Genomic DNA, 25,556 nt, shown 5'->3' with positions numbered 1-25,556 from the left:
CGTCTCGAACACCGGCCTCTACGACGGAAGACGTGGATGGTCGGGACAAGCCCGACCATGACGCGCTATGGATCGCCGGACCGACCCTGCTCTGGAGATTCGCGTGACGCAGGCCCATTCCCAACCGATCCGCCGCGCCATGGTGCTGGCGGCGGGGCTCGGCAAGCGGATGCGGCCGATCACCGACACGCTGCCCAAGCCGCTCGTCAGCATCGGCGGCAAGCCGATGCTGGACCATGCGCTCGACCGGCTGGCTGAAGCCGGCGTCGAGGAGGCGGTGGTCAACGTCCATCATCTGGCAGCCCTCATCGAGGCGCATCTGGCCGGCCGCAGCGCGCCGCGCATCACCATCTCGGACGAGCGGGCGCTGCTGCTGGAGACCGGCGGCGGGGTGAAGAAGGCGCTGCCGCTGCTCGGAAGCGAACCCTTCTTCCATGTGAACTCGGATTCGCTCTGGAGCGAGAGCGGCGGCTCGGCGATGCAGGTCATGGCGCGAAGCTGGGACGCCGCGCGAATGGACATGCTGCTGCTGCTGGCGCAGCGCGAGGGCAGCGTCGGCTTCGACGGACGCGGAGATTTCTTCAAGGCTGCGGACGGGCTGCTGACACGGCGCGGCAGCGCCGAGAGCGCACCCTTCGTCTATGCCGGTGTCGCCATCATGAAGCCTGACCTCTTCGCGGACACCCCCGAGGGACCGTTCTCGCTGAACCTGCTGTTCGACCGCGCCATCGCGGCGGGCCGGCTGCACGGGCTCGTGCTCGCCGGGCAATGGCTGCATGTCGGCACGCCCGAGGCGATCGCGCCGGCGGAGGCCGCCTTCGCGGCGGCGCAGACCGCGCCCGCGCGAGCCGATGGCTGACCTCAACCTGTTCACGATACCCGCCGGCGCGCCCTTTCTCGAGGTGCTGGCCCAGGCGATGCTGGAGGGTCGCTTCGGGCGCGTCCATGACCCTGAGGACCCCGCCGCGCTGGCGCGCGTGACGCTCTATCTGCCGACGCGGCGGGCGGCGCGGGCCTTCGCCGCCTGCCTCTCCGACAAGCTCGGCGGCGCGCCGCTGCTGCTGCCGCGCATCCTGCCGCTGGGCGATGTCGACGAAGCCGAGACGGCGCTGATCGGCGCCGGCGCGCTGGCCGATGACCGTATCACGCCGATCGACCCGCTGGCGCGGAGAATGATCCTGACCCGCCTCGTCGACGCCTGGGGGCGCAGCGCCAATCGCAGCCATCTGCGGCTCGATCCCGCAGAGCCCTCGCTGGTGCCGGCGACGCTGGCCGAGGCCTATGGGCTGGCCGGCGACCTCGCCGCGCTGCTCGATCAGATGCAGACGGAGGATATCGCCGTCGAACGGCTCGGGCGGCTCGATGCGGCCCGTTTCGACAAGGTCTGGCAGCTCAATGCCGAGTTCCTCTCGATCCTGGGCGGCGCCTGGCCGACCATCCTGAGCGAGCGCGGCGCCTGCGACCCCGCCACCTTCCGCAACCGCATGCTGGCCGCCGAGCGCGAGCGGCTGCTGTCGGGCGCGGTGACGGGGCCGATCATCGCGGCCGGCTCCACCGGCACGGTCCCGGCCACAGCGCGGCTGCTCGCGGCGATCGCAAGGCTTCCCAACGGCGCGGTGGTGCTGCCCGGGCTCGATCTCGACCTCTCCGACGCGGCGTGGCGGGCGATCGCCGAGGAGCCTGCGCCCTCGCATCCACAGGCGGCGCTGCATCATTTGCTGGACACGCTGCAGGCGGTGCGGGCCGATGTGCGCGCGCTCGCCGAACCCGATGCCACGCATGGCGCCCGCTCGCGTCTGCTGCGCGAGGCGATGCTGCCGGCCACGGTGACGCAGAGCTGGGCCGATTTGCGCGAGCGCCTTCCCGCCGAGGAGGCGGAATTGGCCTTCCGCGACCTGCGCCTCGTCGAGGCGGCCGACGAGCGCGAGGAGGCGCTGGCGGTGGCGGTCGCGCTGCGCGAGACGCTGGAGACGCCCGGCCGGCAGGCGGCGCTGATCACGCCCGATCGCGGCCTCGCCGAACGCGTGACGGTCGAGCTCCGGCGCTGGGACATCGCGGTCGACGATTCGGCCGGCCTGCCGCTGGCGCGCTGGCCGGCGGGCTCGCTGCTGCGGCTCGTGCTGGAGGCGGCCCTGGCGCAGATGACGCCGGGAAGCCTCGTGCCGCTGCTCGCCCACCCGCTCTGCCGGCTCGGGCTGCCGCGCGAGGAGACGGCACGCGGCGCCTCGGCGCTGGAAATCGGGCTGTGGCGGGGCGAGAGCGTAGGCCGAGGACTGGCGGGCCTCAACGAACAGCTCGAACGCTGGAACGAATTGCGCGAAGTCCGCCATGCGCCGGGTCCGCGCAAGCGCCTGGGTGACGCGGATGCTGCTGCGGCGGCCAAAGTGCTGGCGGCGCTCGGCACCGCCTTCTCGCCGCTGCTGGAGGCGCTGTTCCTGCAGGCGCCGTCGCTGGCGGTGATGACGGCCGCGGCCCGCGCCACCGTCGAGGCTGTCAGCCTGAGCGAAGACGGGCAGGCCTGCGCCTTTCGTGATGCCGATGGCGAGGCTCTGGCCGGGCTCTTCGACGATCTCGCCGCCGCGCAGCCCGACATGCCCGAAGGCGGCCGGCCCGCCGATGTCGTCGCGATCCTGGACGGTCTGCTGGCCGAGCGCGTCGTCAGGCGCGGTGGCGGCGGCCATCCGCGCGTGCGGATCTGGGGCCTGCTGGAAGCCCGCCTGCTCGAGGCCGACCATGTCGTGCTCGGCGGGCTCAACGAATCCGTCTGGCCGCCGCAGACCACGACCGACGCCTTCATCAACCGGCCGATGCGCGCCGAACTCGGCCTGTCGCCGCCGGAGCGCCGCGTCGGCCAGACCGCGCATGACTTCGCCATGGCGTTGGCGGCGCCCTGCGTGACGCTGACGCGCGCGCGCAAGGCCGGCGAGTCCGAGACGATCGCCTCGCGCTTCTGGCAGCGGCTGCAGGCGGTGACGCCGGCTCCCGTCTGGGGCGAGGCGCTGGCGCAAGGGAAGCGGCTGACGGCGCTGGCCGGGCGGCTCTCGGCCCCGGCACCGGTGCACCCGGTCGGGCGGCCGGCGCCGAGGCCGCCGCGCGCGCTGCAGCCGCTCTCGCTCAGCGTGACCGATGTCGAGACGCTCTATCGCGACCCCTACCAGATCCATGCCCGCAAGATCCTGAAGCTCGACGCGCTGGCCGGTCTGGTCGAGGATCCGAGCGCGCAGGATCGCGGCAGCCTGCTGCACGAGATCGTCGAGACCTTCGCCGCGACCTATCCGGAGCAATTGCCGGCGGATGCCCATGGCCGGCTGATCGCGATCGGCGAAGAGGCGTTCCGGCGCTTCGCCGATGCGCCGGAGGTGCGGGCCTTCTGGTGGCCGCGCTTCCTGCTGACGGCCGGGCATTTCATCGACTGGGAGCAGCGGCGGCGCAGCGCGCTCGCCCGCGTGGCCGTCGAGGTCTACACGGGATCGCGCTTCCCGCTTGCCGACGGGCACACGCTATGGCTCAGCGGCAAGGCGGACCGGGTCGAGATCACGCGGGAGCCGAAGCTCCGCATCATCGACTTCAAGACCGGGGCGCCGCCGAGCCAGGCGCAGGTCGAGAAGGGCTTTGCGCCACAGCTGACGCTGGAGGCGGAGCTGGCGGCGCGGGCCGGCTTCGAGGGCGCGGTCGGCCCCACGCCGGTCGAGGCCGTGCTCTACATGAAGCTGCATCACGACCCGAAAAACTGGGCGAAGGACAAGCCGCTGGCGTTCGACGACGGCAGCCTGGCGGATGTGGCGAGCCGCCATCTCGAACGCCTGCTGGCGCATGTCGAGGCGCTGCGCAGCGGCCGCGAGGCCTTCGTCTCGCGCCGGGCGCCCGACTACATCAAATTCGCCTCGCCCTATGACCATCTCGCGCGGGTCAAGGAATGGGCCGCCGCCTCCGAGGGTGGCGAGGAGGACGGGGCATGAAGCCCGGCTGGATCGTCCCGCCCCTCACCCAGCAGAACCAGGCCCTGGCGGCCGATCCGCGGCTCAGCGCCTGGGTCTCGGCCAATGCCGGCTCGGGCAAGACCTATGTGCTGGTCAACCGCGTGCTGCGGCTCTTGCTCGACGGCGTGGCGCCGGGCCGTCTGCTCTGCATCACCTACACCAAGGCCGCCGCCGCCAATATGGCGAACCGCCTCTTCGCCGCGCTGAGCGCCTGGGCGACGCTGCCGGAGACGGAGCTGGCCGCGGTACTGAGCCGGCTGACCGGCAAGCCGCCCTCGCGCGACAGCCTCGCCGCGGCGCGGCGCCTGTTCGCGCAGGCGCTGGAGACGCCGGGCGGGCTGAAGATCGAGACGATCCACGCCTTCTGCACGCGGGTGCTGCAATCGGCGCCCTTCGAAGCCAATGTCACGCCGCGCTTCGAGGTCGCGGATGACCTCGCCCAGGCCGAGATGCTGCGCGAGGCGCGGCGCGAGCTGTTGCGGCTGGTGGCTGCCGAACCCGATGGCGCTGAGGCGCAGGCGCTCGACCTGCTCGCCCGACAGGCGGCGCAGGACACGTTCGATGCGATGATGCAGGAGGCGCTGCGCCAGCGCACCCTGTTCAACGACGCGGAGGGCCGCGCCCGCGATGCCGGCGAGATGCGGCAGGGCATCGCCGCCGTGCTCGGGATCGCGCCGGACCTCTCGGCGGAAACCGTGCGGCAGGATTTCCGGCAGGACCTCGCCGGAATGTCCGGCCTCGCGGCGCTGATCGCGGCGCTGGAGGCGGGCAGTCCCACACGACAGGGTTTCGCAGTGACGCTGCGGACCCTGCTCGCCGGGGCCGATGACGGCGATCCGGTGTCCTTCTGCCGGAAGGGGTTCCTGACCGAGGCCGGGAGCGTCAACAGCAACATCAGCGGCCGCGGCAAATCCGCCTTCGAGGGCGCTCTCGCCACTACGGTGGAGGATCTGGCCGCGCGGCTGTGCCAGGCCATCGACCGCCTCAACTCGATCGCGATCCGCGACCGCAGCCATGCGCTCGCGCTGCTGGTGACGCGGATGCTCGCCTCCTACCAGCGCCAGAAGAGCGAGCGCTCGCTGCTCGACTATGACGACCTGATCGCCCGGACGCGCTCGCTGCTGACGCGGGTCGAGGCGGCCTGGGTGCTCTACAAGCTCGATGCCGGCATCGACCACATCCTGCTCGACGAAGCGCAGGACACCAGCGACGCGCAATGGGCGATCCTGCGCCAGCTCGCCGACGAGTTCAGCGCGGGGGGCCGCGAGGCCGGCCCGCGCCCCCGCACCGTCTTCGTGGTGGGGGACGAGAAGCAGTCGATCTACGGCTTCCAGGGGGCCGCGCCCGCCGCCTTCAACACGCAGCGCCGGCAGCTTGGCCTGCGCATCACGGAGGCCGAACAGCGTTTCGAGGCGATCAGCCTCAACACCTCCTTCCGCTCGGCGCCCGACATCATGGAAGCGGTCGACGCCGTCTTCGCCCTGCCGGAACATGCGCGCGGCCTCGTCTTCGACGGCTCGGAACGGCCCGAAATCCATGACACGGTGCGCCGCAGCGACCCCGGCTGCGTCGATCTCTGGCCGCTCTGCGCCAATGATTCCGGCGAGCCGCCCGATGCCTGGACAACCCCGGTCGACGCGCCCGAGCGGCGCAGCGGCACGGCCAAGCTCGCCCAGCGCATCGCCACGACGCTCGCTGCCTGGACGCGCCGGGGCGTGGACGATCTCGGCCAGCCCTTTGCGCCCGGCGACGTGATGATCCTGCTGCGCCAGCGCGGCGCGCTGTTCGAGACGATCGTCAAGGCGCTGAAGGATGCTGGCGTGCCCGTCACCGGCCGCGACCGGCTGACGCTCGCCACCCATCCGGCGGTCGAGGACCTCGTCGTGCTCGGCCGCACGCTGCTGCTGCCGGAAGACGACCTGACGCTCGCCACCGCGCTGAAGACGCCGCTGATCGGGCTCGACGACGACGACCTCATGCGCATCGCGCCGGGCCGCAGCGGCTCGCTGCGGGCGGCGCTGCGCGAGGCGGCGGCGAGCGAGCCGCGTTATGCGGCTGTCGAGGCGCGACTGGCGGAGCTCGCGGCAGAGGCCGGGCGATGCGGGCCGTTCCGCTTCTTCGCCGGCCTGCTCGGGCCGGGTGGCGGGCGCAATCTCGCCTTGGCGCGTCTGGGGGCCGAGGCCGGAGACGCGCTCGACGCCTTCCTGTCTGCGGCGCTCGACCATGAGCGGCGCTACGGCCCCTCGCTCGCCGGCTTCCTCGACCATGTCTGCGGCGCCGCGACCGATGTGAAGCGCGACCTCTCCTCCAGCCGCGGCGAGGTCCGCGTCATGACGGTGCATGGCGCCAAGGGGCTCGAGGCGGGGATCGTGATCCTCGCCGATCTCGCCCCGCCGCCCGGCGCCAAGAGGTTGCCGAAGATCCTGGCGGTCGAGCCGCCGCGGCGGCAGGCGGTGCCGATCTGGCCACCCGGCAGCGCCGAGGACGCGCAGGCGACGGCGCAGGCCAAGGCCCGCGTCGTCGAGCAGATGGTCGAGGAGCATCACCGCCTGCTCTATGTCGCGATGACGCGGGCGGAGAACCGGCTGATCGTCTGCGGTGCGCAGGCCAAGGGCGAGGCCCCGGCCGGGAGCTGGTATGCCATGGTCGAGGCCGGCCTCGCCGCCTCCGAACCGGGGCTCGCCGAGATCGGCGAGGGCGAGAGCGCGATCCGTCGCTTCATGATCTCGCGGCCGCAGCCGGTGGCCGTGGAGGCCTCCGCGAGCCCGGCGCCGCCCGAGACCGCACCCGACTGGCTCCTGCGCCCGCCGCCGCGCGAGGCGGAGCCCGCGCCGCCGCTGAAGCCCTCCAGCGCGCTCACCGCCGCGGATGCGCCCGAACGGCCGGTCGACGGACCCTTCCTGGCGGAGGCCGCCGCGGCCGGGCGCTTCGCCCATCTCCTGCTGCAGATGCTGCCGGACATCGCGCCCGAGCGGCGCGAGGCGGTGGCGGCGGCGCTCGCCGCTTCGCGCGGCGCCGCGCTGCCGGAGGCGCGTCGCGAGGCGATCGTCCGCGACGCGCTGGCGCTGCTGGCCGATCCGGCGCTCGCCGCGCTGTTCGGGCCGGGCTCGCTCGCCGAGGTGCCGATCACCGGCCTGCTCGCCTGGGGCACGGGCGAGAGGCGGCCCGTCTCGGGACAGATCGACCGGCTCGCCATCCTCCCCGACGAGGTCATCATCGCCGATTTCAAGACGACGGCCCGGCCGCCACGCGATCTCGCGGCGATCGCGCCGACCACGCTGGCGCAACTCGCCGTCTACCGGGCACTGGTCGGCCAGATCTATCCCGCCCGAAAGGTGCGGGCGCTGCTGGTCTACACGGCGACGCTGACGCGGCTGGAGCCCGCGGCCGCCGTGCTCGACGCGCTGCTCGCCCAGCTTGGCGCAAAGGGGATGGACGCGGCATGAGACTGGTCCTGCGCGCCCTTCGCGTTCGGCCGCGGCTGTTCCTGGCCCTCGCGGCGATGGCCGGCCTCGCGCTGGCCCTGCCCTCGGGCTGGAGCTGGACCACGAGGCTGCTGATCGCCTGGGATGCGGGCGCTGTGCTCTATCTCGCCATGCTCGCGGCGACGCTGCTGAACGAGACCGTTCCCCAGATCCGCGCCCGCGCCGCGCGGCAGGACGAGGGCGGGGCAGCCATTCTGGTCATCGCCTGCCTGGCGGCCACGGCCAGCATCGCGGCGATCGGTCTGCAGCTCGCAGGGATCGGTGGCCTGCCACCGGGCGAGCGCGGGCTGCATCTGGCGCTCGGCGGCATCACGATCCTGTGCTCCTGGACGCTGCTGCACGCCTTCTTCACGCTGCACTATGCCGGGGCCTACTATGCCGGCGAGGACGGGCCCTGCCTCGATTTTCCGGGCGAGCGCGACCCCGACTATGTCGATTTCCTGTATTTCGCCTACACGATCGGCTGCACCTCGCAGACCTCGGACGTCGCCGTGACGACGCGGGCTGCGCGCGGCCTCGTTCTGGTGCACTCCATCCTGGCCTTCGTCTTCAACACCAGCATCCTGGCGCTCGCCATCAATGTCGGGGCGAGTCTTGTGTCCGGCGGCTCCTGAGGCGGCGGCATGATCCGTGGACAGGGCTGCCCTTGCGGTGGCAGCGCCTTGACCCCGAGGGGGCGCGTTCCTAGCTTGCCCAACGAAGGCGGCGCTCCCGCCACCCCTCTTTGAAAGGCGAAACGCCCATGGCTACGAGCAAAGTCACCGATGCGAGCTTCGAGGCGGACGTCCTCAAGTCGACCGAGCCGGTCGTCGTCGATTTCTGGGCCGAGTGGTGCGGCCCCTGCCGCATGATCGGCCCGGCGCTCGAGGAGATCGCCGGCGAAATGGACGGCAAGGTCAAGATCGTGAAGATGAATGTCGACGAGAACCAGGCGATCCCCGCCCAGTTCGGCATCCGCTCGATCCCGACCCTGATGCTGTTCAAGGACGGCAAGCTGGCCTCCCAGAAGGTCGGCGCCGCGCCGAAGAGCGACCTCTCGCGCTGGATCGCCGGCGCCGTGTGAGTCAGACGCCGTCGCCAACGCAAAAGGCCCGCCCTCCTTCCGGATGGCGGGCCTTTTCTGTTCGTAGGGCCTGATCAGCCGCGGCGCGCGCCGTCGACGCTGAAGGCGCCGGGGCCGGCGGTGAAGATGTAGAGGAAGATGAAGCAGAACAGCATGGCCGCCTCGCCGCCGTTCAGGATCGGATAGAAGCCCTTCGAGCCATGGGCCATCCAGTAGGCCACCGCCATCAGGCCCGACAGGATGAAGGCGGCTGGACGGGTCAGGAAGCCGATCAGCACCAGCGCGCCGCCGACGATCTCCAGCACGCCCGCGGTCCAGGGCAGGGAGAAGGCGGCCGGCATGCCCCAGGACGGTGCAGCCGGGAAGGCGAGCAGCTTCTGCGTGCCATGGGAGATGAAGCTGAGGGAGGTGAAGATCCGCAGAAGTGCAAGGGCGTAGGGCTGGAAGCGCTGGGCTGATGCGAGCATGGATGTGTCTCTCTGAGGCAGTTCGCCGGCAGGACCCTGAGTCCCCGGCCAGGATGGGGGTTGTCCCGGCGTTTCCCTCGCGATTTTTGCCGAGGTGATGGCGGAATGTCGCAGGCTCCGCAAGGCAGGGCGGCCGCCAGGCCGGTCTTGCATTCGCGCAACATCTTCACGTTACCGCGACAAGGAGGCTATGCGCGGGGGGCGGCAGGCTTAACCACCCCTTAAAAGCGCCATGTTTAACTCCTGTGTGAGCATCCGGCCGGCCGTGACCTCCGGCGGCCTTCGGCGTGACGGGGCAGGATGAACGACCGGACGAAACGGGCCGAGCGGCGTGAGCCCTCCTTCGAATCAGGGCGGGGCGGAAGCCGCGACGACTTCGACATGCGCCTTTCCGACGACGACCGCCCTGTCAGGGGCCATCGCGCCCCGCCCCGCAGCGAGGCCCGCCAGCCGCCGCGTCGCGACAAGCGCAGCGGTGGCGGCGGAGGGCGCCGGCGCGGGCGGCGCGGACGGTCCTTCCTCGGCGGGCTGTTCTACTGGACGCTGGTGCTCGGGCTCTGGTGCGCGATCGGGCTCGGCGGGCTCATCGCCTATCACGCCGCGCAGCTGCCGCCGATCAACCAGCTCACCGTCCCGAAGCGGCCGCCCAATATCGCGATCCTGGCCGCCGACGGCTCGCTGCTGGCCAATCGCGGCGAGACCGGCGGGCGCACCATCACCATCGGCGAGGTGCCGCCCTATCTGCCCAAGGCGTTCGTCGCGATCGAGGACCGGCGCTTCTACGAGCATTTCGGCATCGACCCGATCGGCCTCGGCCGCGCGCTGGTCAATAATCTGCGCCGCAGCGGCGGGGTGCAGGGCGGCTCGACGCTGACCCAGCAGCTCGCCAAGAACCTGTTCCTGACCCAGGAACGCACGGCGGCGCGCAAGATCCAGGAGGCCATCTTGGCGCTCTGGCTGGAGCGGACCTACAGCAAGGACCAGATCCTCGAGCTCTATCTCAACCGCGTCTATTTCGGCTCGGGCGCCTATGGCGTCGAGGCTGCGGCGCAGCGCTATTTCAACAAATCGGCGCGTTCGGTGACGATCGCGGAGGCGGCGATGCTGGCCGGCCTCGTCCAGGCGCCGTCGCGACTCGCGCCCAACCGCAATCCGGAAGCGGCCGAGAAGCGCGCCCAGCTCGTCATCGCCGCGATGGCCGACCAGGGGCTGATCTCGCAGAACGCCGCCAAGACCGCGCTCGTCGCCCCGGCGGAAGCCGCCGAGCGCATCGGCGCGGGCTCGGTGAACTACGCCGCCGACTATGTGATGGACGTGCTCGACGACTTCATCGGCGCGGTCGATGGCGACGTCACCGTGTTGACCACGATCGACACCAAGCTGCAGTCCTCGGCCGAGACCATCCTGGTCGAGGCGCTGGCGGCGCAGGGCGCCAAGCAGGGGGTGAGCCAGGGTGCCGTCGTCTCGATGGCGACCGATGGCGGCATCCGTGCGCTGATCGGCGGGCGCGACTACACCAAGAGCCAGTTCAACCGCGCCACGGCGGCGAAGCGCCAGCCGGGCTCGGCCTTCAAGCCCTTCGTCTATCTCGCTGCGCTGGAGAAGGGCCTGACGCCCGACACGATCCGCGACGACAGCCCGGTCTCGTTCAAGGGCTGGGAGCCGGAGAACTACTCCCGGACCTATCGCGGCCCGGTCACCCTCCAGACCGCGCTGGCGCATTCGCTGAACACGATCGCGGCGCGGCTGATCAATGAAGTGACGCCCAAGGAGGTCATCCGCACCGCCCAGCGCCTCGGCATCAACTCCGCTCTGCAGCCGAACCTCTCGCTGGCGCTCGGGACCTCGGAGGTGACGCCGGTCGAGCTGACGGCGGCCTATGCCACCTTCGCCAATGGCGGCCAGAGCGTGCTTCCCTATGTCATCCGGGAGGTGAAATCCTCCTCCGGCAAGGTGATCTATGCGCGGGCGGCGGCGAGCTTCGGCCCGGTCATCCAGCCGCCGACGCTGTCGATGATGAACGCCATGCTACATGAGGTCATGGTCAGCGGCACGGGCGCCAAGGCCAACATCCCCGGCTGGGAGGTGGGTGGCAAGTCCGGCACCACGCAGGATTTCCGCGACGCCTGGTTCGTCGGCTACACGGCAAGGCTCGTCACCTCTGTCTGGCTCGGCAATGACGACAACAGCGCGATGAAGCGCGTCGCCGGCAGCGGGCTGCCGGCCGAGATCTGGGGCAAGTACATGAAGGCCGCCCATGCCGGGGCGCAGCCCGCGCCGCTGCCCGGCGGTCTCTGGCAGGGTACCCCGCGCTCGATCTTCGACGGCGGTGCTCCCGTGGCCGGAGCGCGCCCGCCCGCCAACACCCAGACCGCCGACAGCGACCGCGCCTGGGTGCCCCCGGCACCGCAGGAAAAGAACTTCCTGGAGCGGCTCTTCGGCGGCTGAGCCGTCAGGCTTTCGCAGCCCGTATGGCGGCGCTCGCCTTGAACAGCACCAGCGCGGCGACACCGATCGCCGACATCACCAGCGGCAGCGGCAGCGCGCCGCTCTTCAGCGCGTGGCCGACGAGCAGCCCGACGCAGGCCGAGAACAGCATCTGGCAGAGCCCGGTGAAGGAGGAGGCGGCGCCCGCCCGGTCCGGGAAGGGCATCATCGCCGAGGCCTGGGCCTGCGGCATGGTCAGCCCGACGCCGCAGGCATAGAGCGCCATCGGCACGATCACGCCGAAGGGGCCGGCGAAGCCGGTCAGCACGCAGAGCAGCATGGCGAGCCCGCCGCCGGCGAGGCAGGCGACGCCGAGCGCGATGACACCATCCATGCCGCGGCGCCCGACGAGCCTCTGCGCGAGGATGGTGCCGAGGATGAAGCCGAGCACGCCGAAGCCGAAGGACAGGCCATATTGCGCCGGCGTCAGGCCATGGATGCCGATCAGGACGAAGGACGAGCCCGAGATGAAGGCGAAGAGGCCGCCATAGGCCAGCGCCGTCAGCCCGACATAGACCCGGTAGGCGCGGTTCTGCAGCAGCGTGCCGAAGCCCTTGATGATGGCGAGCAGGGACAAGGGCTCGCGCGAACGGGCCTTCAGGGTTTCGGGCAACAGGAGACCGACCACGACGGCGAGCACGGCGGCGAAGGCGAGCGAGGCGACGAAGGTCGAGCGCCAGCCGAAGGCCTGCTGGAGCACGCCGCCGAGCACCGGCGCGACCGCCGGCACCAGCCCCATGATCATGCCCATCCGGGCGAGTTCGCGGCCGGCGCGCGGCCCTTCATAGAGATCGCGCACCATGGCGCGGCCCAGCACGATCGGCCCGGAGGCCCCCAGCGCCTGGACGGCGCGGGCCACGGTCAGCGCCTCGATCGAAGGCGCCAGCGCGCAGGCCAGGGTCGCGAGCGTGAACAGGGCGAGCCCCGTCAGCAGGACCGGGCGGCGGCCGAGCCGGTCGGAGAGCGGCCCCCAGAGAATCTGCCCGCCCGCGAAGCCGAACAGGAAGGCCGACAGCGTCGCCTGCGCCCCGGCCACGTCGGTCTCCATGACGCGGACGATGTCGGGCAGCGAGGGCAGGTAGAAATCGGTCGAGAGCGGACCCAGCGCCGTCAGCATGGCGAGAACGGCGGTCATCGCCAGGGTGTCGGGGCGGAGCGTCATGGCAGCCGGCGTGAGCGGAACGGAGGATCCTTGTGGAGCGCGACGCAGGCAGGATCAAGCGCCGATCCCTCTGGTCGCGTAGTGCAAAACGCGCTACCTTCCCGGCCGATACCAACGAGGATCGTCCGATGACGCGCGCGGCGACACGCAAGGATCATCCCCTGTCGATGCGGCTTCCCGAAGCCGATATCGCCCTCATCGACAGGGCGGCGAAGCTGCGCGGCCATTCGCGGACGCAGTTCGTGCGCGATTCGGCGGTGCGCGCGGCCGAGGAAGCGGTGATGGACAGCCTGTCGATCCGCCTGAGCCCGGCCGATTTCGAGGCCTTCGTCGCCATGCTGGCCAAACCGGCGGAACGCGTGCCCGCGATGGCCGAACTGCTGCGCCGGCGGGCGCCCTGGGAGACGACCGACAACGCCGACCGGGCCTAGCGTGACGATCTCGCCGCCGGAGCCGCTGACCGAGGCCCATGACCTCTCGGCCTTCGATTCCGGCCAGCCCGCCCTCGACCTGTGGCTGAAGCAGCGGGCGCTCTCGAACCATCGCAAGGGCTTCACCGCCGTCATGGTGGTTCAGGCCGACAACCGCGTGATCGCCTATTACGGGCTCGCGCCGACGGCGATCACGCCGAGCGCGCTGCCGCGCTCGATCCGGACCGGCCAGCCGCCTGATCCGATTCCCTGCCTGTTGCTGGGCCAACTCGCGACGGACCGTCGCTGGATCGGACGCGGGATCGGCACGGGGCTCGTCGTGCACGCGCTGGAACGCTGTGTCCAGGTCTCCGGCCTGATCGGCGGCCGGGCGCTGCTGGTGCGGGCAATCGATGATGAGGCGCAGCGCTTCTGGCTCCGGCGCGGCTTCATCGCCTCGCCCGGCGACCCGCTGATGCTGTTTCGGTCCCTGCAGGACATCGCCCTGTCGCTGCGCGACGAGGGCGCTTAACGCGCGAGCCCGATCGCGGCACGGACGCCAAACACGCGGGGTTCACGCACCATAGGCATGCAGCCCGGCGCCGTGGCGCTTGAGCCAGGCCTCCGCCTCCTCCGTCCGCGGGCAGAGCTTGTGGGTCAGCGCCCAGAAGCGGTGCGAATGGTTCATCTCCTTGAGATGGGCGACCTCATGGGCGGCGAGATAGTCCAGCACCAGCGGCGGAGCCAGGATCAGCCGCCAGGAGAAATTCAGGTGCCCCTGCGAGGAGCAGGAGCCCCAGCGGCTGGTGGTATCGCGGATGGTGATCCGGCGGGCGGGGATGCCGAGCGCGGCGGTGTGGCGGGCGACCGCCGCCTCGAGGTCCTCCAGAGCGGCGCGGCGCAGGAAATCTCTGATGCGGCGCGGCACATGGGCGCTCTCGCCGGCGACGGCGAGGATCGGCGCGCCGTCCTGGTCGGTCGTGGCGCGGGTCAGGCCACGCGCCTTCGACCAGTGGACGATGCGGTGCGGCGTGCCGCGGAACGGAATCGTCCGGCCCGGTTCGAAGGGAGTGAGCTGGGGCCGCTTGGCGAGGCGCGCGGCGATCCAGCCGCCATGGTTCTCGGCGAAGAGCCGGCCCGCGGCGAAATCGGCCCGCTCTGGCAAGGTCAGCGTGATCTCGCCGCTGGCCTGCGAGACGCGCAGCGTCATCCGCCGCGCGCTCGCCCGCCGCTTGATCTGCACGGGATAGAGCACCCCGGCATGGGAGACCTCGATCCGCTCCGGATCGGGCTTGCGCTTGAAGAGGGAGAGCCGCATCGCCCGCGATTGTGCGGGATTCGCGGCCGTTCCGGAAGGGGGCGCGGGCCTCAGGCGGTGATGTCGACAGTCTGGCCCTGGCCGGCGGGGAGCACCGCCTGCATCTGCTCGGCGCTCTGCTGCAGCAGGGCGACGATCGCCTGGTCGCCCTGGGTCTGCTGGCGCAGCATCTCGGTCCGCAGCGCCTGCTGCGTCGAGGCCGCCTGCATGGCGGCAAAGCTCTGCGCGATGGCCATGGAGTCGCTCATCGGGGATCCTCCCTTGCTCCGGTGATAGGCCCGGTGGGTTGAGCCTTCGTGAATGCGAGGGCGCGAATGCGGGACTCTTCCAAATGAGAAGGCCGCCTCGTGGCGGCCTTCCGTAGCGAGCGTAACGGCTGCGGTGGTCAGTTGCCCTGCCCCGCCAGCAGCGGGGTGATCCGCCGCAGGGTGACGCGACGGTTCTCGCGCGCGGCCTCCTGCGTGTTCACCTTGAGATACTGCTCGCCATAGCCCTGCGTCGTCAGGTTCTCGGGCGGCACGCCGAAATCCTTGGTCAGGATCTCGGCGACCGATTGGGCGCGGCGGTCCGACAGCGAGAGATTGTCGATGTCGGAGCCGACGGCATCGGTATGCCCCTCGACCAGGAAGACCTCGTTGGGCGAGCGTTGCAGCGCCCGGCGGATCGAGTCGGCGATGACCGAGAGCCGCTGCGCCTGACCCGGCGCGACGTCCCAGGAGCCGGTCTCGAAGGTGACACTGTCGATGTCGACGCTGCGCATCTGGGCGCGCAGATCCGGCGAGTAGCGCACCTCGTCGAGGGTGTAGCGACGCGGCAGCGGCGCCAGCGGCGGCGCGACGATCGTCTCGTAGATCAGATCCTCGTCCGCCCGCTCTGCGTCGACGATGTAGCGCTCGCGCGGGATGCGCAGGGCCGGGCGCTCCAGCACCACGATCTCGTCCGAGAAACGGTCGCGCGGCCGGTCGCGGCGGGTGTTGTCGATGATGACGACCTCCCGGCCGTCACGGTCGAGCCGCGTGCGGCGGATCAGCCGGCCCTCCTCGTCGGTGACGGTGACGATGCGGGTGCCGTCGGGCCGCTCGAAGATCGTGCGGTTCTCGTCGCCGCGCCGCTCGGTGCGGGCCTCCAGCCCGAGTTCCCGGAAGCGTTGCGTCTCATCGCGGCGGATGATCGTGCGGTCGTCGTCGCGAATGATGGTGCGGCCGGGCTCGCGGATGATGGTGACGTCACCCTCGCGCCGCTCCTCGCGGCGGCCGCGGACATCTTCCAGCCGCTCGGCGCCCTGCGTCGCCATGATGCCGCCAAGGACACCGGCGCCTAACCCAATAGCCGCCGCGCCACCGGGCCCGATGCCGCCGCGGCGACCCTGGCGTTGATCGGTGGCCTGCCCCGGCGCGGATGGCGCAGCCGGCGGGGTGGCTTGGGTCTGGCCGTCACGCAGCGTTGGCGCAGCCGGAGCCGGTGGCGGCGCAGCCGGAGCGGGCGGCGGCGCGGAGGGGGTCGCCTGCGGCGCGGGAGCCGGCGCTGGCGCGGGGGCCGGGGCTGGAGCCGTTGCGGGCGGGGCCACAGAGGGCTGGGCCGGAGCCGTGCGGCTCTGCGGTGCGACAGGCGGCGTCGGCGGCGTCGGCGCGCTCGGAACCGCCGAGGGGGCCGGGGCAGCGGGCGCCGGCGCGGCGCGGTTTGGCGGCGCAGCCGGTGTCTCGGGTGCGCGACGCTCCTCGGAAGACGGGCGCTCGGCCGGAGCGCGACGCTCCGGGGCCGCTGCGGGCGGGCGCGGCGGCGTCGGCCGGACGGCCGGTTCGGCGTCGGCGGGCGGCACCGGGACTGGGCGCGCACTGGGCTGGCCGGCGGGCGGGGCGGTGATCTGCGGCGCCGGGCGGGGCATCGGCGGGTCGCGTCGCGGTTCCGGCGACGCCTCGGCCGGAGCCGGGGCGCGGGGCGCAGCCGGCGGGGCGGCGCTGGGAGCCTGCGGGGCGTTCGGCCGCTGGGCGGCGGGAGGCGCGCCAGGCCCGCGCGGCGCCGCGGGGCCTTCCGCCCCCGGAGCGACCGGGCCCCCCGGAGCGCGCGGCACGCCGGGCGCCCGCTCGCGACGCGGCGGACCCTCGGGGGCGTCGGCCGGCGGCGGCGCCTGGGCGAGTTCGGGGAAGCCGCCCGGAGCGGCGGCGATGCCTCCGCCGGCCTGCGACAGAACGAGGGCGGGGAGGATGGTGCCGACCAGAAGCCAGTGCTTGGTACGCGTCATGAAATCCGTTTCCGTTTTCGACTGCGAGCGAGAACGCGCCGGATGCGCTGAACCCGTCCTGAACCAAAAACGGCGGAAATCTGGCCCGGTTCCGCGCAGACCGGGCCGTCTCCTCCCTCAGATGCCGGCCTGCTCCTTCACGAAGGCGGCGATTTCGGCATGGCTGGCGAACCAGACACCCGGCATCTCCTTGATGTGGGCGATCAGCTTCTCGAGGATCCAGATGCGCGAGCGATAGGTGATGACATGCGGGTGCATCGTCAGAAGGAAGAGCCCGCCCTCCTCATAGGCGCGGTCGAATTCGCGCCGGAAGATGTCGAAGACGGCCTCGGGCGGCGTGTAGGGCCGTAGGGCCTGGAAGCGGTTCATGTTGAAATAGACCGCGTCGTCGCGGATCCATTCGACCGGCAGTTCGACCATGCCGGTCGGCTCGCCCTTCTCGATGATCTCGTAGGGGTCGTCATCGGCGAAGAGCGAGGAATCGTAGAGCAGGCCGAGTTCGCGCTCGACCGACAGCGTCACCTCGGAGAAGTCCCAGGAGGGGGTGCGCATGCCGACCGGGCGGACGCCGGTGATCTTCTCCAGCGTGTCGGCGGAGCGCAGATGCAGTTCGCGCTCGGCGTCCGGCGGAACCGCCGTGTTGACCTCGTGGATCCAGCCATGCAGGCCGATCTCGTGGCCCTCGGCGATGACGCGGCGCTGCTCGTCGGGATAGAGCAGCGCGGTGACGGCGGGCACGAAGAAGGTCGCCTGGATGTCCTCCTTCTTCATCAGTTCGAGGATGCGGGGCATGCCGACGCGGTTGCCGTATTGCCCCCAGGACAGCCGCCCGACCGACTTGCCGCCGTCGCGCAGTTCATTGGTCTCGTGATCGACGTCGAAGGAGAGCGCGACCACGCAGCGCGCCCCGCCCTTCCACTGAGCCGGCTTCAGGTTGCGGCCGGCGCGCACGCGCTCGACCTTGGCGCGCCAGGTTTCCTCGGGCCACTGCCAGGGCAGGAGTTCGGGTTCGGACATGGGGTCTCTCCTTTTGTCGAGGCACGTCATGCTCGGGCTCGACCCGAGCATCTCTGGCCGGAGATTCTCGGGTCTGCGCTGCGCTTCGCCCGAGAATGACGGAAGAGCGTCACGCCACCGGCAGCACCGGCACCGCCGCCAGCAGGCGCTGCGTGTAGGGGTCGCGCGGGTTGTCGTAGACCTCGCCGGCCGCGCCGCTCTCGACGATCCTGCCGCGATGCATGATCGCGACGCGGTCGCAGAGATGGCGGACGACCGAGAGGTCGTGGGAAATGAAGAGCAGCGTCAGGCCAAGCTCCTGCCGCAGCCGCAGCAGCAGATTGATGATCTGCGCCTGGATCGAGACGTCGAGCGAGGCGACCGGCTCGTCGCAGACCACGACATCGGGCTGCATGGCGAGGGCCCGGGCGATGGCGACGCGCTGGCGCTGGCCGCCCGAGAACTGGTGCGGGTAACGCGCGGCGAAGGCGGGATCGAGCCCGACCGCGGCGAGCCATTGCGCGACATAGGTACCGGCCTCGGCGCGGGAGATCAGACCGTGGGCGAGCGGCCCCTCGGCGATGCTGTCGCCGATCCGCATGCGCGGGTTCAGCGAGGCGAAGGGGTCCTGGAAGATCGTCTGGATGCGGGTGGTGATCTTGTGCGGGCGCTCGCCGTCGCTCATCACCGGCTCGCCGTCGAGCAGGATACGGCCGCTGTCGGGCGCATAGATGCCGGCGACGATCCGGCCGAGCGTCGACTTGCCGCTGCCAGATTCGCCGACGAGGCCCAGCGCCTCGCCACGGGCGATCGAGAGCGTGACATGATCCACCGCCTGCACCGCCGGCAGCGGACGGGCGAAGCCGGCCTTCTGGGCAAGCAGGCGCAGGATACCGGATTTGCGCTGGAAGCGCTTGGCGACCCCTTCCGCGACGATAGAGGGCAGGTCGGCGGCGCGGCGGCCGGTCTCGGCCTGGCGCGGCAGGCGGGGCGGCGGCGCGGCATCGGTGCCGGCGCCGCGTGCCAGCAGCGTGCCGGGCTTGGCGCGCGAGGGCAGCGAGTCGAGCAGGCCCTGCGTATAGGGGTGCTGCGGCCGGGTCAGGACCTGGAGCACGGGCCCCGCCTCGACGATCTTGCCGTAGCGCATCACGCAGACATGGTCGGCGATCGAGGCGACGGTCGCGAGGTCGTGGCTGATCCAGATCAGCGCGGTGCCGAGTTCGGCGACCAGCTCCTTCATCTCCGCCAGGATCTCGGCCTGGATCGACACGTCGAGCGCCGTCGTCGGCTCGTCGCAGATGATCAGCCGCGGCCGGTGCAGCAGCGCGATCGCGATGGCGACGCGCTGGCGCATGCCGCCGGAGAACTGGTGCGGATAGAAGTCGATCTTGGCTTCGGGCTCGGGAATGCGGACCTGGGCGAGCGCGGCGATGCCGCGCCGGCGGCGCTCCGCCCCCGAGACGGATTCATGCGCCTCCAGCGCGAGCCCGATCTGGTCGCCGATGGTGAGCATCGGGTTCAGCGTCATCATCGGGTCCTGGAAGACCATCGAGATCGCCTTGCCTCGGATGGCGCGCAGCTCGTCCGCCGGCAGGCCGACGAGTTCGCGCCCCTCCAGCCTGACCGAGCCGCGCTCGATGCGCCCCTGCGGATCGAGCAGGCCGATGATCGAGAAGCCGGTGATGCTCTTGCCCGAGCCGGATTCGCCGACGAGGCCCATGACCTCGCCGCGCTTCAGGCTGAAGGAGACGCCGTCGACCGCCTTCACCACGCCGGCACGGGCGTGGAAATGGGTGGCGAGGTCTGTGACTTCGAGGAGAGGAGGCTGCTGGGCGTCGCTCATCGCTTCAGCCTCGGATTGACCTGGTCGCGGATGCGGTCGCCGACGAGGTTGATGGCGACGATCAGCACGATCAGGGCGATGCCGGGATAGATCGAGATCCAGTAGCGGCCCGACAGCATGTACTGGAAGCCGTTGGAGATCAGCATGCCGAGCGAGGGCTCGGTCACGGGGAGCCCGACGCCGAGGAAGGAGAGCGTCGCCTCCAGCGCGATGGCGCTCGCCACCTGCACGGTCGCGACCACGATCAGCGGCGGCAGGCAGTTCGGGAAAATGTGCTTCACCACCACGCGCCAGGCCGGCAGCGGCGTCGAGAGCACCGCCTCGACATAGTCTTTGCCGCGCTCGGCGGAGGCCGCGCCATGGGCGGTGCGGGCGAAATAGGCGTATTGTGCGGCGGCGAGGGCCGCGATCAGCTGCATCTTGCCCTGGCCGAGCAGGGCCGAGAGGACGAGCGCCAGCAGGATCGCCGGGAAGGCGAGCTGGAGATCGACGACGCGCATGATGAAGGCTTCCCAGCGCCCGCCGAGATAGGCGGCGCCGACGCCCAGCGCCACACCGATCACGAAGGCGAGCGAACCGGCGATCAGCCCCATCTGGAGCGAGATGCGCAGACCGTAGAGGATGGCCGAGAACAGGTCGCGCCCCTGCGCATCGGTGCCGAGGATATGGGTGTAGCCGGCCGAGCCGACATAGCCCGGCGGCCGGCGCGCATCCATCAGCACGAGATTGGCGAGATCATAAGGGTTCTGCGGAGCGACCAGCGGCGCGAAGATCGCGACGCCGAGCATCAGCAGCACGACGACGAGCGCCGCGACCGCGACCTTGCTCTCCCGGAACTCGGCCCAGAAGCGCGCGACCGGTGAAATCTCTCTGGCGGGAAGCGGCTGTTTCATCGCGAGCCCGCCCGGCGCAGCCGCGGATCGAGCCCGACATAGGCGAGATCGACGAGGAAGTTGATCATGATGAAGACGAAGGAGACCAGCATCAGATAGGCGACCATCACCGGCCGATCGAGCGAGGTAATCGAGTCGATGATCAGCTTGCCGATGCCGGGCCAGGAGAAGATCGTCTCGGTGACGACGGCGAAGGCCAGCGTCGAGGCGAATTCGAGCCCGAAGACGGTGACGAGCGGGATCGCGATCAGCCGCAGCACATGCCGGCGCAGCACCGTCCATTCGGACAGGCCGGCGGCGCGGGCGAATTTCACCGTGTCCGACAGCATCGCCTCGCGGGTGCCGGCGCGGGCGAGACGGGTCATCAGCGCGAGCTTGAAGAAGGCCAGATTGCACGCCGGCAACAGGAGATGGCTCAGGCCGTTGGCGGTGAGGAAGCTCCACTCGACGCCGAAAAGCGGAAGGGTCGCGCCGCGCCCGCCGGCCGGCAGCCATTGCAGCTCGACCGCGAAGGCCATGATCAGGACGAGGCCGATCCAGAAGGTCGGCACCGAGAAGCCGAGGATCGAGATCGTCATGATCGCCTTGGCGGCGAAGCCGTCCGGTCGATAGCCGGCATAGATGCCGGCGGGAATGCCGATCAGGGCCGCGCCGACGACGGCCGCCAGCGTCAGCTCCAGCGTCGCCGGCAGACGCGACAGGATGAGGTCGAGCACCGGCATGCCGAAGACGAAAGAGCGGCCGAAATCGCCCTGCAGGATCCGTCCGAGGAAGGTGAAGTACTGGACGTAAAGCGGCTGATCGAGACCGTAGCGCGCGATCGTCTCCAGCCGGATGTCCTGGCTGACATCGGGGCCGATCAGCACGTCGATCGGGTTGCCGATGGCGTAGACACCGACGAAGACCAGCGCCGACATCACGAGCATGACGACGAGCGCCTGCCCCAGCCTGCCGAGGATATGGGCTAGCATGGCGCGACAGCCACGTGAGGGCCGAAGCTATTCGTCATTGCGAGCGCAGCGAAGCAATCCAGAAGGGCTCGCTCGACGTTGCGTGGGTTGCTTCGCTGCGCTCGCAATGACGTGATGGCGCTCACGGCCAGCTCTCCACCATCGCGGCGCGCGTCTCCTCGACGCCGACCTGCCAGAGGGCGAGCATCTCGTTGTCGGAGCGCTGGTAGCGGCCGTGAAAATTGCCGTCGCCGAGGATCTCGCGTTTTTTCGGCGGCGAGGCGGCCTGATAGGCCGGGGCGTCGAAGGGCGGCTTGACGGCATCAGGCATGGCGACGCCCTCAAGCCGCGTCCAAGGGAAGTTCTCCATCCAGGACGCGTGGGAAGCGGCCGGGTCGACCTCGCGGACCGCTGCCTGGAAGCGCGGCCCCGCCCACCAGTTGTGCAGCCGCACGCTGGCGTCGGCATGCTTTCCCATCCACTCGGTCGCCAGCGTCATGATCGGCGAATTGCCGCCATGGCCATTGACGAGAACGATGCGGCGGAAGCCGGAGCGATAGAAGCCCTCCAGCAAATCCTCCATCACCGCGACATAGGTGCTCATGCGCAGGGAGACGGTGCCGGGATAGGCGGCAAAGCCAGGCGTCATGCCATAGGCCAGCACCGGGAAGACCGGCAGGCCGAGCGGCTCGGCCGCTTCGCCCGCTACGCGCTCGGCGAGGATCGCGTCCGTCGCGAGGCTGAGATAGGCGTGCTGCTCGACGCAACCCAGCGGCAGTACGCAGCGATCGTCGCGCTGCGCCTGCGCCTCGATCTGCATCCAGTTCATTTCGGCGACACGCACGGCCCGGTCCTTGCTTCAGCGTCTTTGCGCCGCGCCCCGCAAGAATCGCGTTGCCCGCGCGACAAGGCTCCACCATCCTCGTCTTTCTCATCCTTGACTCTGGCGTCGGACAGCGTCAAGTTCCATTTGGAACTAAGTGGTGGGGAGGTGGCCATGCGGCGTGCGCCGACGGCTGTTTCGCAGGTCGGCACGGCGCGCGAGAAGGCGCTGAGCGAGCTCGACCCGCTGACGGTGACCAAGCTCTGGGACAATCCCTGCTGGCTGTCCTTCCGGCTCAACTTCGTTGCGTTCCGCTTCAACGACCCCGTCTATCGCTGGATCGAGACCCGTTACGGCCTCGTGCGCCCGGAATTCGTGGCGCTCTATGCCGTCGGTCTGCGCGACGGGGTCGCCGCCAAGAACATCGTCGCCTCCTCCGGCCTGCCCAAGAATACGCTCAGCCGCGCGATCCAGCGGCTGCTGCAGCGGCGCCTGCTGCGGCGGGAGACCGACCCGGAGGATCTGCGCAGCTTCGTGCTCTATCTGACGGGACCGGGCCGCGCGATCTTCGAGGAGACGATGCCGCTGATGATCCAGCAACAGACGGCGATGCTGTCTGCGCTGACCGACGCCGAGCAGCGCCAGCTCTGCGAACTCATGGACAAGCTGGTGATCGCCTCACCGACCTGGCCCAACGATCTCGAAAAAGAGGGAACCGCATCATGAACATCCATATCGCCCGCGTCGCCGCCCTGGCCCTGGTGCTCGGGGCCTCGGTCTCGACGGCCGCGCTCGCGCAGAACCTGACCATCGGCGTCCGCGCCGGCCCGGATTCGATCGACCCGCATTTCACCGCGACCGGCACCCATGCGGAGTCGCTGAAGCACATCTTCGACACGCTGACCTGGTCGGGCGACAAGCTGCAGATCGAGCCGCGCCTCGCCACCAGCTGGAAGGCGATCAAGCCCGACACCTGGGAGTTCAAGCTGCGCTCAGGCGTCAAATTCCATGACGGTTCGGACTTCACCGCCGAGGACGTCAAGTTCTCGATCGAGCGCATCCCGGTCGTCTCGGGCCCCAATCCGACGACGATCTACACGCGCCGCGTCAAGGAGGTGAAGATCATCGACCCGCTGACGGTCCACATCGTCACCGACGGGCCGGCGCCGAACCTGCCCAACGACTTCATCCGCCTGTTCATCGTCTCGTCCAAGGCCGCCGCCGGCCTGACCAAGGACAATGCCAACGAGACCTTCAACTCCGGCAAGGCCGCGATCGGCACCGGCCCCTACAAGTTCGTGTCCTGGACGCCGAAGGACCAGCTCGTGCTGGAGCGCTTCGACGGCTACTGGGGCCCGAAGGAGCCCTGGGCGCGCGTCGTGCGCAAGGAGCTGCCCAATGACGCCGCCCGTGTCGCCCAGCTGAAAGCCGGCCAGGTCGATATCATCGTGCGCGCGCCGGCCTCCGACGTCGCGACGCTGAAGCGCGACCCGAAGCTCTCGGTCGCCACGATCGACACGGTCTATGTCTTCAACATGGAAATCGACATGCGGGACAAGTCCCCGCAGGTCAGCGCCAAGGACGGCTCACCCCTGCCGAAGAACCCGCTGCAGGACCCCCGCGTGCGCGAGGCGATCGATCTAGCCATCGACCGGCCGGCGCTCGTCGAGATCGCGATGGAAGGCCTCGGCGCGCCGGTGAACCAGCTCGTCACCTCCAGCATCGCCGGCTTCAACAAGAGCCTGCCGCCGCTGAAGGTCGATCTCGCCCGCGCCAAGAAGCTGCTCGAGGAGGCCGGCTACCCGAACGGCTTCAAGACCACCTTCTCCTTCACCAATGACCGCCTGCCGGGTGACCGCCAGGTCGGCACCTCGGTGGCGCAGATGCTGGCGCGCATCGGCCTCGACGTCACCGCCAATGCCCAGACGGCGGCCGTCTTCTTCCCGGCCCGGACGCGCGGCGAGTTCTCGCTCGCCATGTCCGGCTGGGGCACGCTGACCGGCGAGGCGAACTACACGCTGTCCTCGGTGGTCCATTCCAACGACCCGGCCAAGAAGCTCGGCGCCTTCAACGTGCTCGGCTACAAGAACCCCGATCTCGACAAGCTGATCCAGGACGCTTCGGTCGAGCTCGACGAGGCCAAGCGCAACGACCTGCTCGCGCAGGCCAACGCCATCGTCGCCAAGGACCGGCCGCGCCTGCCGATCGTCGCGGTCGGCTCGGCCTGGGCGATGCAGAAGGACAAGGTGACGATCGCCCCGCGCGTCGACGAGGACACGCTGGCGATGGACATCAAGCCCGCCAAGAAGTGAGGCGAGCCACTGCCGTCATGGTCGGGCTCGTCCCGACCATCCACGCCTCCGCGCATCGCGCTTGGCGCAGACGTGGATGCTCGCCACAAGGGCGAGCATGACGGGCCCGGTTCTCGCGCCGTTCCAGAAAGACCCGTCATGACCATCGCCCTCGCAATCCATGGCGGCTGCGGCACGCTGCCGAAATCCGAAATGAGCGAGGCGGAATGGGCCGAGGCCCGGGCCGATCTCGCCGCCTCGCTGCGGGCCGGCTGGGCCATTCTCAGCCAGGGCGGCACGGCGGTCGATGCCGTCGAGGCAGCCGTGCGGGTGATGGAGGATTCGCCGCATTTCAACGCCGGCTACGGTGCCGCCTTCAACGCCGAGGGCGAGCACGAGCTCGATGCCTCGATCATGGACGGGGCGACGCTCGCGGCCGGCGCGGTCGCCGCCGCCAAGCGCATCCGCAATCCGGTCAGCGCCGCCAAGGCGCTGATGCAGCGCGGCGACCCGCTGCTGCTGGTCGGCCCCGCGGCCGATACCTTTGCCGCCCATGAGGGGCTCGACACGGTCGAGAACGGGCATTTCTCGACCGAGCGGCGCCGCAAGAACCTGTCCTCGATGAAGATCCGCGAACTGGTCGGCACCGCCGGCGAGGCGAGCGAGGCCGAGAAGCACGGCACCGTCGGCGCCGTCGCGCTCGATGCGGCCGGGCATCTGGCGGCGGCGACCTCGACCGGTGGCTACACCAACAAGCCGGTCGGCCGCGTCGGCGATTCCCCGATCATCGGCGCGGGCACCTATGCTCGCGACGGGCGTTGCGCGGTCTCGGGCACCGGCAAAGGCGAGTTCTTCATCCGCTACTGCGTCGGCCACGAGCTGGCCTCGCTGATCGGCTACAAGGGTCTCGACCTCGAGGAGGCGAGCGCCACCGTGCTCGGCGAACTCACGACGCATAAGATCGGCGCCGGGCTGGTGGCGATCGACGCTCAAGGAACCATCGTCGCGCCCTACAATACGCAGGGCATGTATCGCGGCTGGGTGACGCCGGACGGGACCGTCCATGTCGCGACCCATACGGATGTCGAGATTGCGGGTCAGGCGTGATGGCTGGCCCGCTGCCCCACCCTTTCCCGGTCATCCCGG

Annotated in this window: 21 protein-coding genes; 11 read left to right on the top strand and 10 right to left on the bottom strand. The window is 70.4% G+C overall.

From position 1 onward, the window contains the following. Window positions 1-139: 139 nt before the first annotated feature. The 5 genes from ACFPN9_RS22480 to trxA all read left to right on the top strand — a co-directional run bounded on the left by ACFPN9_RS22480 (window position 140) and on the right by trxA (window position 8,528). The gene (locus tag ACFPN9_RS22480) at window positions 140-859 is read left to right on the top strand and encodes a nucleotidyltransferase family protein (RefSeq protein WP_377817762.1); all 720 of its coding nucleotides are present in this window, start codon (window positions 140-142) and stop codon (window positions 857-859) included. Then, window positions 852-3,959 carry a double-strand break repair protein AddB gene (gene addB, locus ACFPN9_RS22475; protein ID WP_377817640.1) on the top strand — a complete coding sequence of 1,036 codons (3,108 nt, stop codon included), beginning with the start codon at window positions 852-854 and terminating at the stop codon, window positions 3,957-3,959. Before ACFPN9_RS22480 ends, addB begins: the two co-directional genes overlap by 8 nt. Next, window positions 3,956-7,426, top strand: a complete 3,471-nt coding sequence (gene addA, locus ACFPN9_RS22470; protein WP_377817639.1) for a double-strand break repair helicase AddA — start codon at window positions 3,956-3,958, stop codon at window positions 7,424-7,426. The genes addB and addA overlap by 4 nt, the downstream gene beginning before the upstream one ends. Further along, window positions 7,423-8,079, top strand: coding sequence for a DUF1345 domain-containing protein (locus ACFPN9_RS22465; protein ID WP_377817638.1), 657 nt, complete (start codon window positions 7,423-7,425; stop codon window positions 8,077-8,079). Before addA ends, ACFPN9_RS22465 begins: the two co-directional genes overlap by 4 nt. 128 nt (window positions 8,080-8,207) lie before the next feature. Continuing rightward, on the top strand, window positions 8,208-8,528 hold the full coding sequence (gene trxA / locus ACFPN9_RS22460) for a thioredoxin (RefSeq protein ID WP_069053501.1): 321 nt from the start codon (window positions 8,208-8,210) through the stop codon (window positions 8,526-8,528). Between the two features lie 74 nt (window positions 8,529-8,602). Here trxA and ACFPN9_RS22455 read toward each other — a convergent pair whose 3' ends face one another. Next, the gene (locus tag ACFPN9_RS22455; RefSeq protein ID WP_066722665.1) at window positions 8,603-8,995 is read right to left on the bottom strand and encodes a DoxX family protein; all 393 of its coding nucleotides are present in this window, start codon (window positions 8,993-8,995) and stop codon (window positions 8,603-8,605) included. A 300-nt stretch (window positions 8,996-9,295) separates the two neighbouring features. Between ACFPN9_RS22455 and ACFPN9_RS22450 the strand changes: the two genes are divergently transcribed. After that, entirely contained in the window at window positions 9,296-11,443 is a 2,148-nt protein-coding gene (locus ACFPN9_RS22450) for a transglycosylase domain-containing protein (protein ID WP_377817637.1), read from the top strand. A gap of 4 nt (window positions 11,444-11,447) precedes the next feature. On the opposite strand, the gene ACFPN9_RS22445 is transcribed toward ACFPN9_RS22450, so the two are convergent. Next, window positions 11,448-12,644, bottom strand: a complete 1,197-nt coding sequence (locus ACFPN9_RS22445) for a multidrug effflux MFS transporter (RefSeq protein ID WP_377817636.1) — start codon at window positions 12,642-12,644, stop codon at window positions 11,448-11,450. Window positions 12,645-12,772: 128 nt separating this feature from the next. Between ACFPN9_RS22445 and ACFPN9_RS22440 the strand changes: the two genes are divergently transcribed. Further along, window positions 12,773-13,075: a type II toxin-antitoxin system TacA family antitoxin gene (locus ACFPN9_RS22440; RefSeq protein WP_377817635.1), complete on the top strand. Its 303-nt coding sequence runs from the start codon at window positions 12,773-12,775 to the stop codon at window positions 13,073-13,075. A 1-nt stretch (window position 13,076) separates the two neighbouring features. Continuing rightward, window positions 13,077-13,586 (top strand): GNAT family N-acetyltransferase, encoded by a 510-nt coding sequence (locus ACFPN9_RS22435; protein ID WP_377817634.1) that lies wholly within the window; start codon window positions 13,077-13,079, stop codon window positions 13,584-13,586. A 42-nt stretch (window positions 13,587-13,628) separates the two neighbouring features. Here the strand turns inward: ACFPN9_RS22435 and ACFPN9_RS22430 are convergent, their stop codons facing one another. The 8 genes from ACFPN9_RS22430 to ACFPN9_RS22395 all read right to left on the bottom strand — a co-directional run bounded on the left by ACFPN9_RS22430 (window position 13,629) and on the right by ACFPN9_RS22395 (window position 22,140). After that, a complete protein-coding gene (locus ACFPN9_RS22430) occupies window positions 13,629-14,372 on the bottom strand; it encodes a M48 family metallopeptidase (protein WP_377817633.1) in 744 nt (247 codons plus the stop codon). 50 nt (window positions 14,373-14,422) lie between these two features. Further along, window positions 14,423-14,620 (bottom strand): hypothetical protein, encoded by a 198-nt coding sequence (locus tag ACFPN9_RS22425; protein ID WP_377817632.1) that lies wholly within the window; start codon window positions 14,618-14,620, stop codon window positions 14,423-14,425. 137 nt (window positions 14,621-14,757) lie between these two features. Further along, window positions 14,758-16,614, bottom strand: a complete 1,857-nt coding sequence (locus tag ACFPN9_RS22420) for an OmpA family protein (RefSeq protein WP_377817631.1) — start codon at window positions 16,612-16,614, stop codon at window positions 14,758-14,760. 117 nt (window positions 16,615-16,731) lie between these two features. Beyond that, window positions 16,732-17,631 carry a polysaccharide deacetylase family protein gene (locus ACFPN9_RS22415; RefSeq protein WP_377817630.1) on the bottom strand — a complete coding sequence of 300 codons (900 nt, stop codon included), beginning with the start codon at window positions 17,629-17,631 and terminating at the stop codon, window positions 16,732-16,734. A gap of 109 nt (window positions 17,632-17,740) precedes the next feature. Continuing rightward, window positions 17,741-19,453, bottom strand: a complete 1,713-nt coding sequence (locus ACFPN9_RS22410; protein ID WP_377817629.1) for a dipeptide ABC transporter ATP-binding protein — start codon at window positions 19,451-19,453, stop codon at window positions 17,741-17,743. Next, window positions 19,450-20,346, bottom strand: coding sequence for an ABC transporter permease (locus ACFPN9_RS22405; RefSeq protein WP_066724306.1), 897 nt, complete (start codon window positions 20,344-20,346; stop codon window positions 19,450-19,452). Before ACFPN9_RS22405 ends, ACFPN9_RS22410 begins: the two co-directional genes overlap by 4 nt. After that, a complete protein-coding gene (locus ACFPN9_RS22400) occupies window positions 20,343-21,317 on the bottom strand; it encodes an ABC transporter permease (protein ID WP_377817628.1) in 975 nt (324 codons plus the stop codon). Before ACFPN9_RS22400 ends, ACFPN9_RS22405 begins: the two co-directional genes overlap by 4 nt. Window positions 21,318-21,438: 121 nt before the next feature. After that, complete coding sequence (locus tag ACFPN9_RS22395) at window positions 21,439-22,140, bottom strand: creatininase family protein (protein WP_377817627.1); 702 nt, start codon at window positions 22,138-22,140, stop codon at window positions 21,439-21,441. A 153-nt stretch (window positions 22,141-22,293) separates the two neighbouring features. Here ACFPN9_RS22395 and ACFPN9_RS22390 point away from each other — a divergent pair, with 153 nt between their 5' ends. From ACFPN9_RS22390 to ACFPN9_RS22380, 3 genes are all read left to right on the top strand, one after another. Beyond that, the gene (locus tag ACFPN9_RS22390; protein WP_377817626.1) at window positions 22,294-22,845 is read left to right on the top strand and encodes a MarR family winged helix-turn-helix transcriptional regulator; all 552 of its coding nucleotides are present in this window, start codon (window positions 22,294-22,296) and stop codon (window positions 22,843-22,845) included. Beyond that, the gene (locus tag ACFPN9_RS22385) at window positions 22,842-24,431 is read left to right on the top strand and encodes an ABC transporter substrate-binding protein (protein WP_067997514.1); all 1,590 of its coding nucleotides are present in this window, start codon (window positions 22,842-22,844) and stop codon (window positions 24,429-24,431) included. The genes ACFPN9_RS22390 and ACFPN9_RS22385 overlap by 4 nt, the downstream gene beginning before the upstream one ends. A 138-nt stretch (window positions 24,432-24,569) precedes the next feature. Next, on the top strand, window positions 24,570-25,517 hold the full coding sequence (locus tag ACFPN9_RS22380) for an isoaspartyl peptidase/L-asparaginase family protein (protein ID WP_377817625.1): 948 nt from the start codon (window positions 24,570-24,572) through the stop codon (window positions 25,515-25,517). Window positions 25,518-25,556: the final 39 nt, after the last annotated feature.

It is taken from the genome of Allobosea massiliensis, assembly GCF_042655245.1.
GTDB lineage: Bacteria > Pseudomonadota > Alphaproteobacteria > Rhizobiales > Beijerinckiaceae > Allobosea > Allobosea massiliensis.
The sequence above is the reverse complement of the archived record's forward strand: the minus strand, read 5'-3'. Positions and strand labels throughout refer to the sequence as shown.

Coding starts and splice junctions, on each gene's coding strand:
- ACFPN9_RS22390 (WP_377817626.1), top strand. CDS start 22,294: ATGCGGCGTGCGCCGACGGCTGTTTCGCAGGTCGGCACGGCGCGCGAG.
- addA (WP_377817639.1), top strand. CDS start 3,956: ATGAAGCCCGGCTGGATCGTCCCGCCCCTCACCCAGCAGAACCAGGCC.
- ACFPN9_RS22445 (WP_377817636.1), bottom strand. CDS start 12,644: ATGACGCTCCGCCCCGACACCCTGGCGATGACCGCCGTTCTCGCCATG.
- ACFPN9_RS22450 (WP_377817637.1), top strand. CDS start 9,296: ATGAACGACCGGACGAAACGGGCCGAGCGGCGTGAGCCCTCCTTCGAA.
- ACFPN9_RS22385 (WP_067997514.1), top strand. CDS start 22,842: ATGAACATCCATATCGCCCGCGTCGCCGCCCTGGCCCTGGTGCTCGGG.
- ACFPN9_RS22410 (WP_377817629.1), bottom strand. CDS start 19,453: ATGAGCGACGCCCAGCAGCCTCCTCTCCTCGAAGTCACAGACCTCGCC.
- ACFPN9_RS22405 (WP_066724306.1), bottom strand. CDS start 20,346: ATGAAACAGCCGCTTCCCGCCAGAGAGATTTCACCGGTCGCGCGCTTC.
- ACFPN9_RS22425 (WP_377817632.1), bottom strand. CDS start 14,620: ATGAGCGACTCCATGGCCATCGCGCAGAGCTTTGCCGCCATGCAGGCG.
- ACFPN9_RS22455 (WP_066722665.1), bottom strand. CDS start 8,995: ATGCTCGCATCAGCCCAGCGCTTCCAGCCCTACGCCCTTGCACTTCTG.
- ACFPN9_RS22430 (WP_377817633.1), bottom strand. CDS start 14,372: ATGCGGCTCTCCCTCTTCAAGCGCAAGCCCGATCCGGAGCGGATCGAG.
- ACFPN9_RS22480 (WP_377817762.1), top strand. CDS start 140: ATGGTGCTGGCGGCGGGGCTCGGCAAGCGGATGCGGCCGATCACCGAC.
- ACFPN9_RS22465 (WP_377817638.1), top strand. CDS start 7,423: ATGAGACTGGTCCTGCGCGCCCTTCGCGTTCGGCCGCGGCTGTTCCTG.
- ACFPN9_RS22380 (WP_377817625.1), top strand. CDS start 24,570: ATGACCATCGCCCTCGCAATCCATGGCGGCTGCGGCACGCTGCCGAAA.
- ACFPN9_RS22440 (WP_377817635.1), top strand. CDS start 12,773: ATGACGCGCGCGGCGACACGCAAGGATCATCCCCTGTCGATGCGGCTT.
- ACFPN9_RS22415 (WP_377817630.1), bottom strand. CDS start 17,631: ATGTCCGAACCCGAACTCCTGCCCTGGCAGTGGCCCGAGGAAACCTGG.
- ACFPN9_RS22400 (WP_377817628.1), bottom strand. CDS start 21,317: ATGCTAGCCCATATCCTCGGCAGGCTGGGGCAGGCGCTCGTCGTCATG.
- ACFPN9_RS22420 (WP_377817631.1), bottom strand. CDS start 16,614: ATGACGCGTACCAAGCACTGGCTTCTGGTCGGCACCATCCTCCCCGCC.
- addB (WP_377817640.1), top strand. CDS start 852: ATGGCTGACCTCAACCTGTTCACGATACCCGCCGGCGCGCCCTTTCTC.
- trxA (WP_069053501.1), top strand. CDS start 8,208: ATGGCTACGAGCAAAGTCACCGATGCGAGCTTCGAGGCGGACGTCCTC.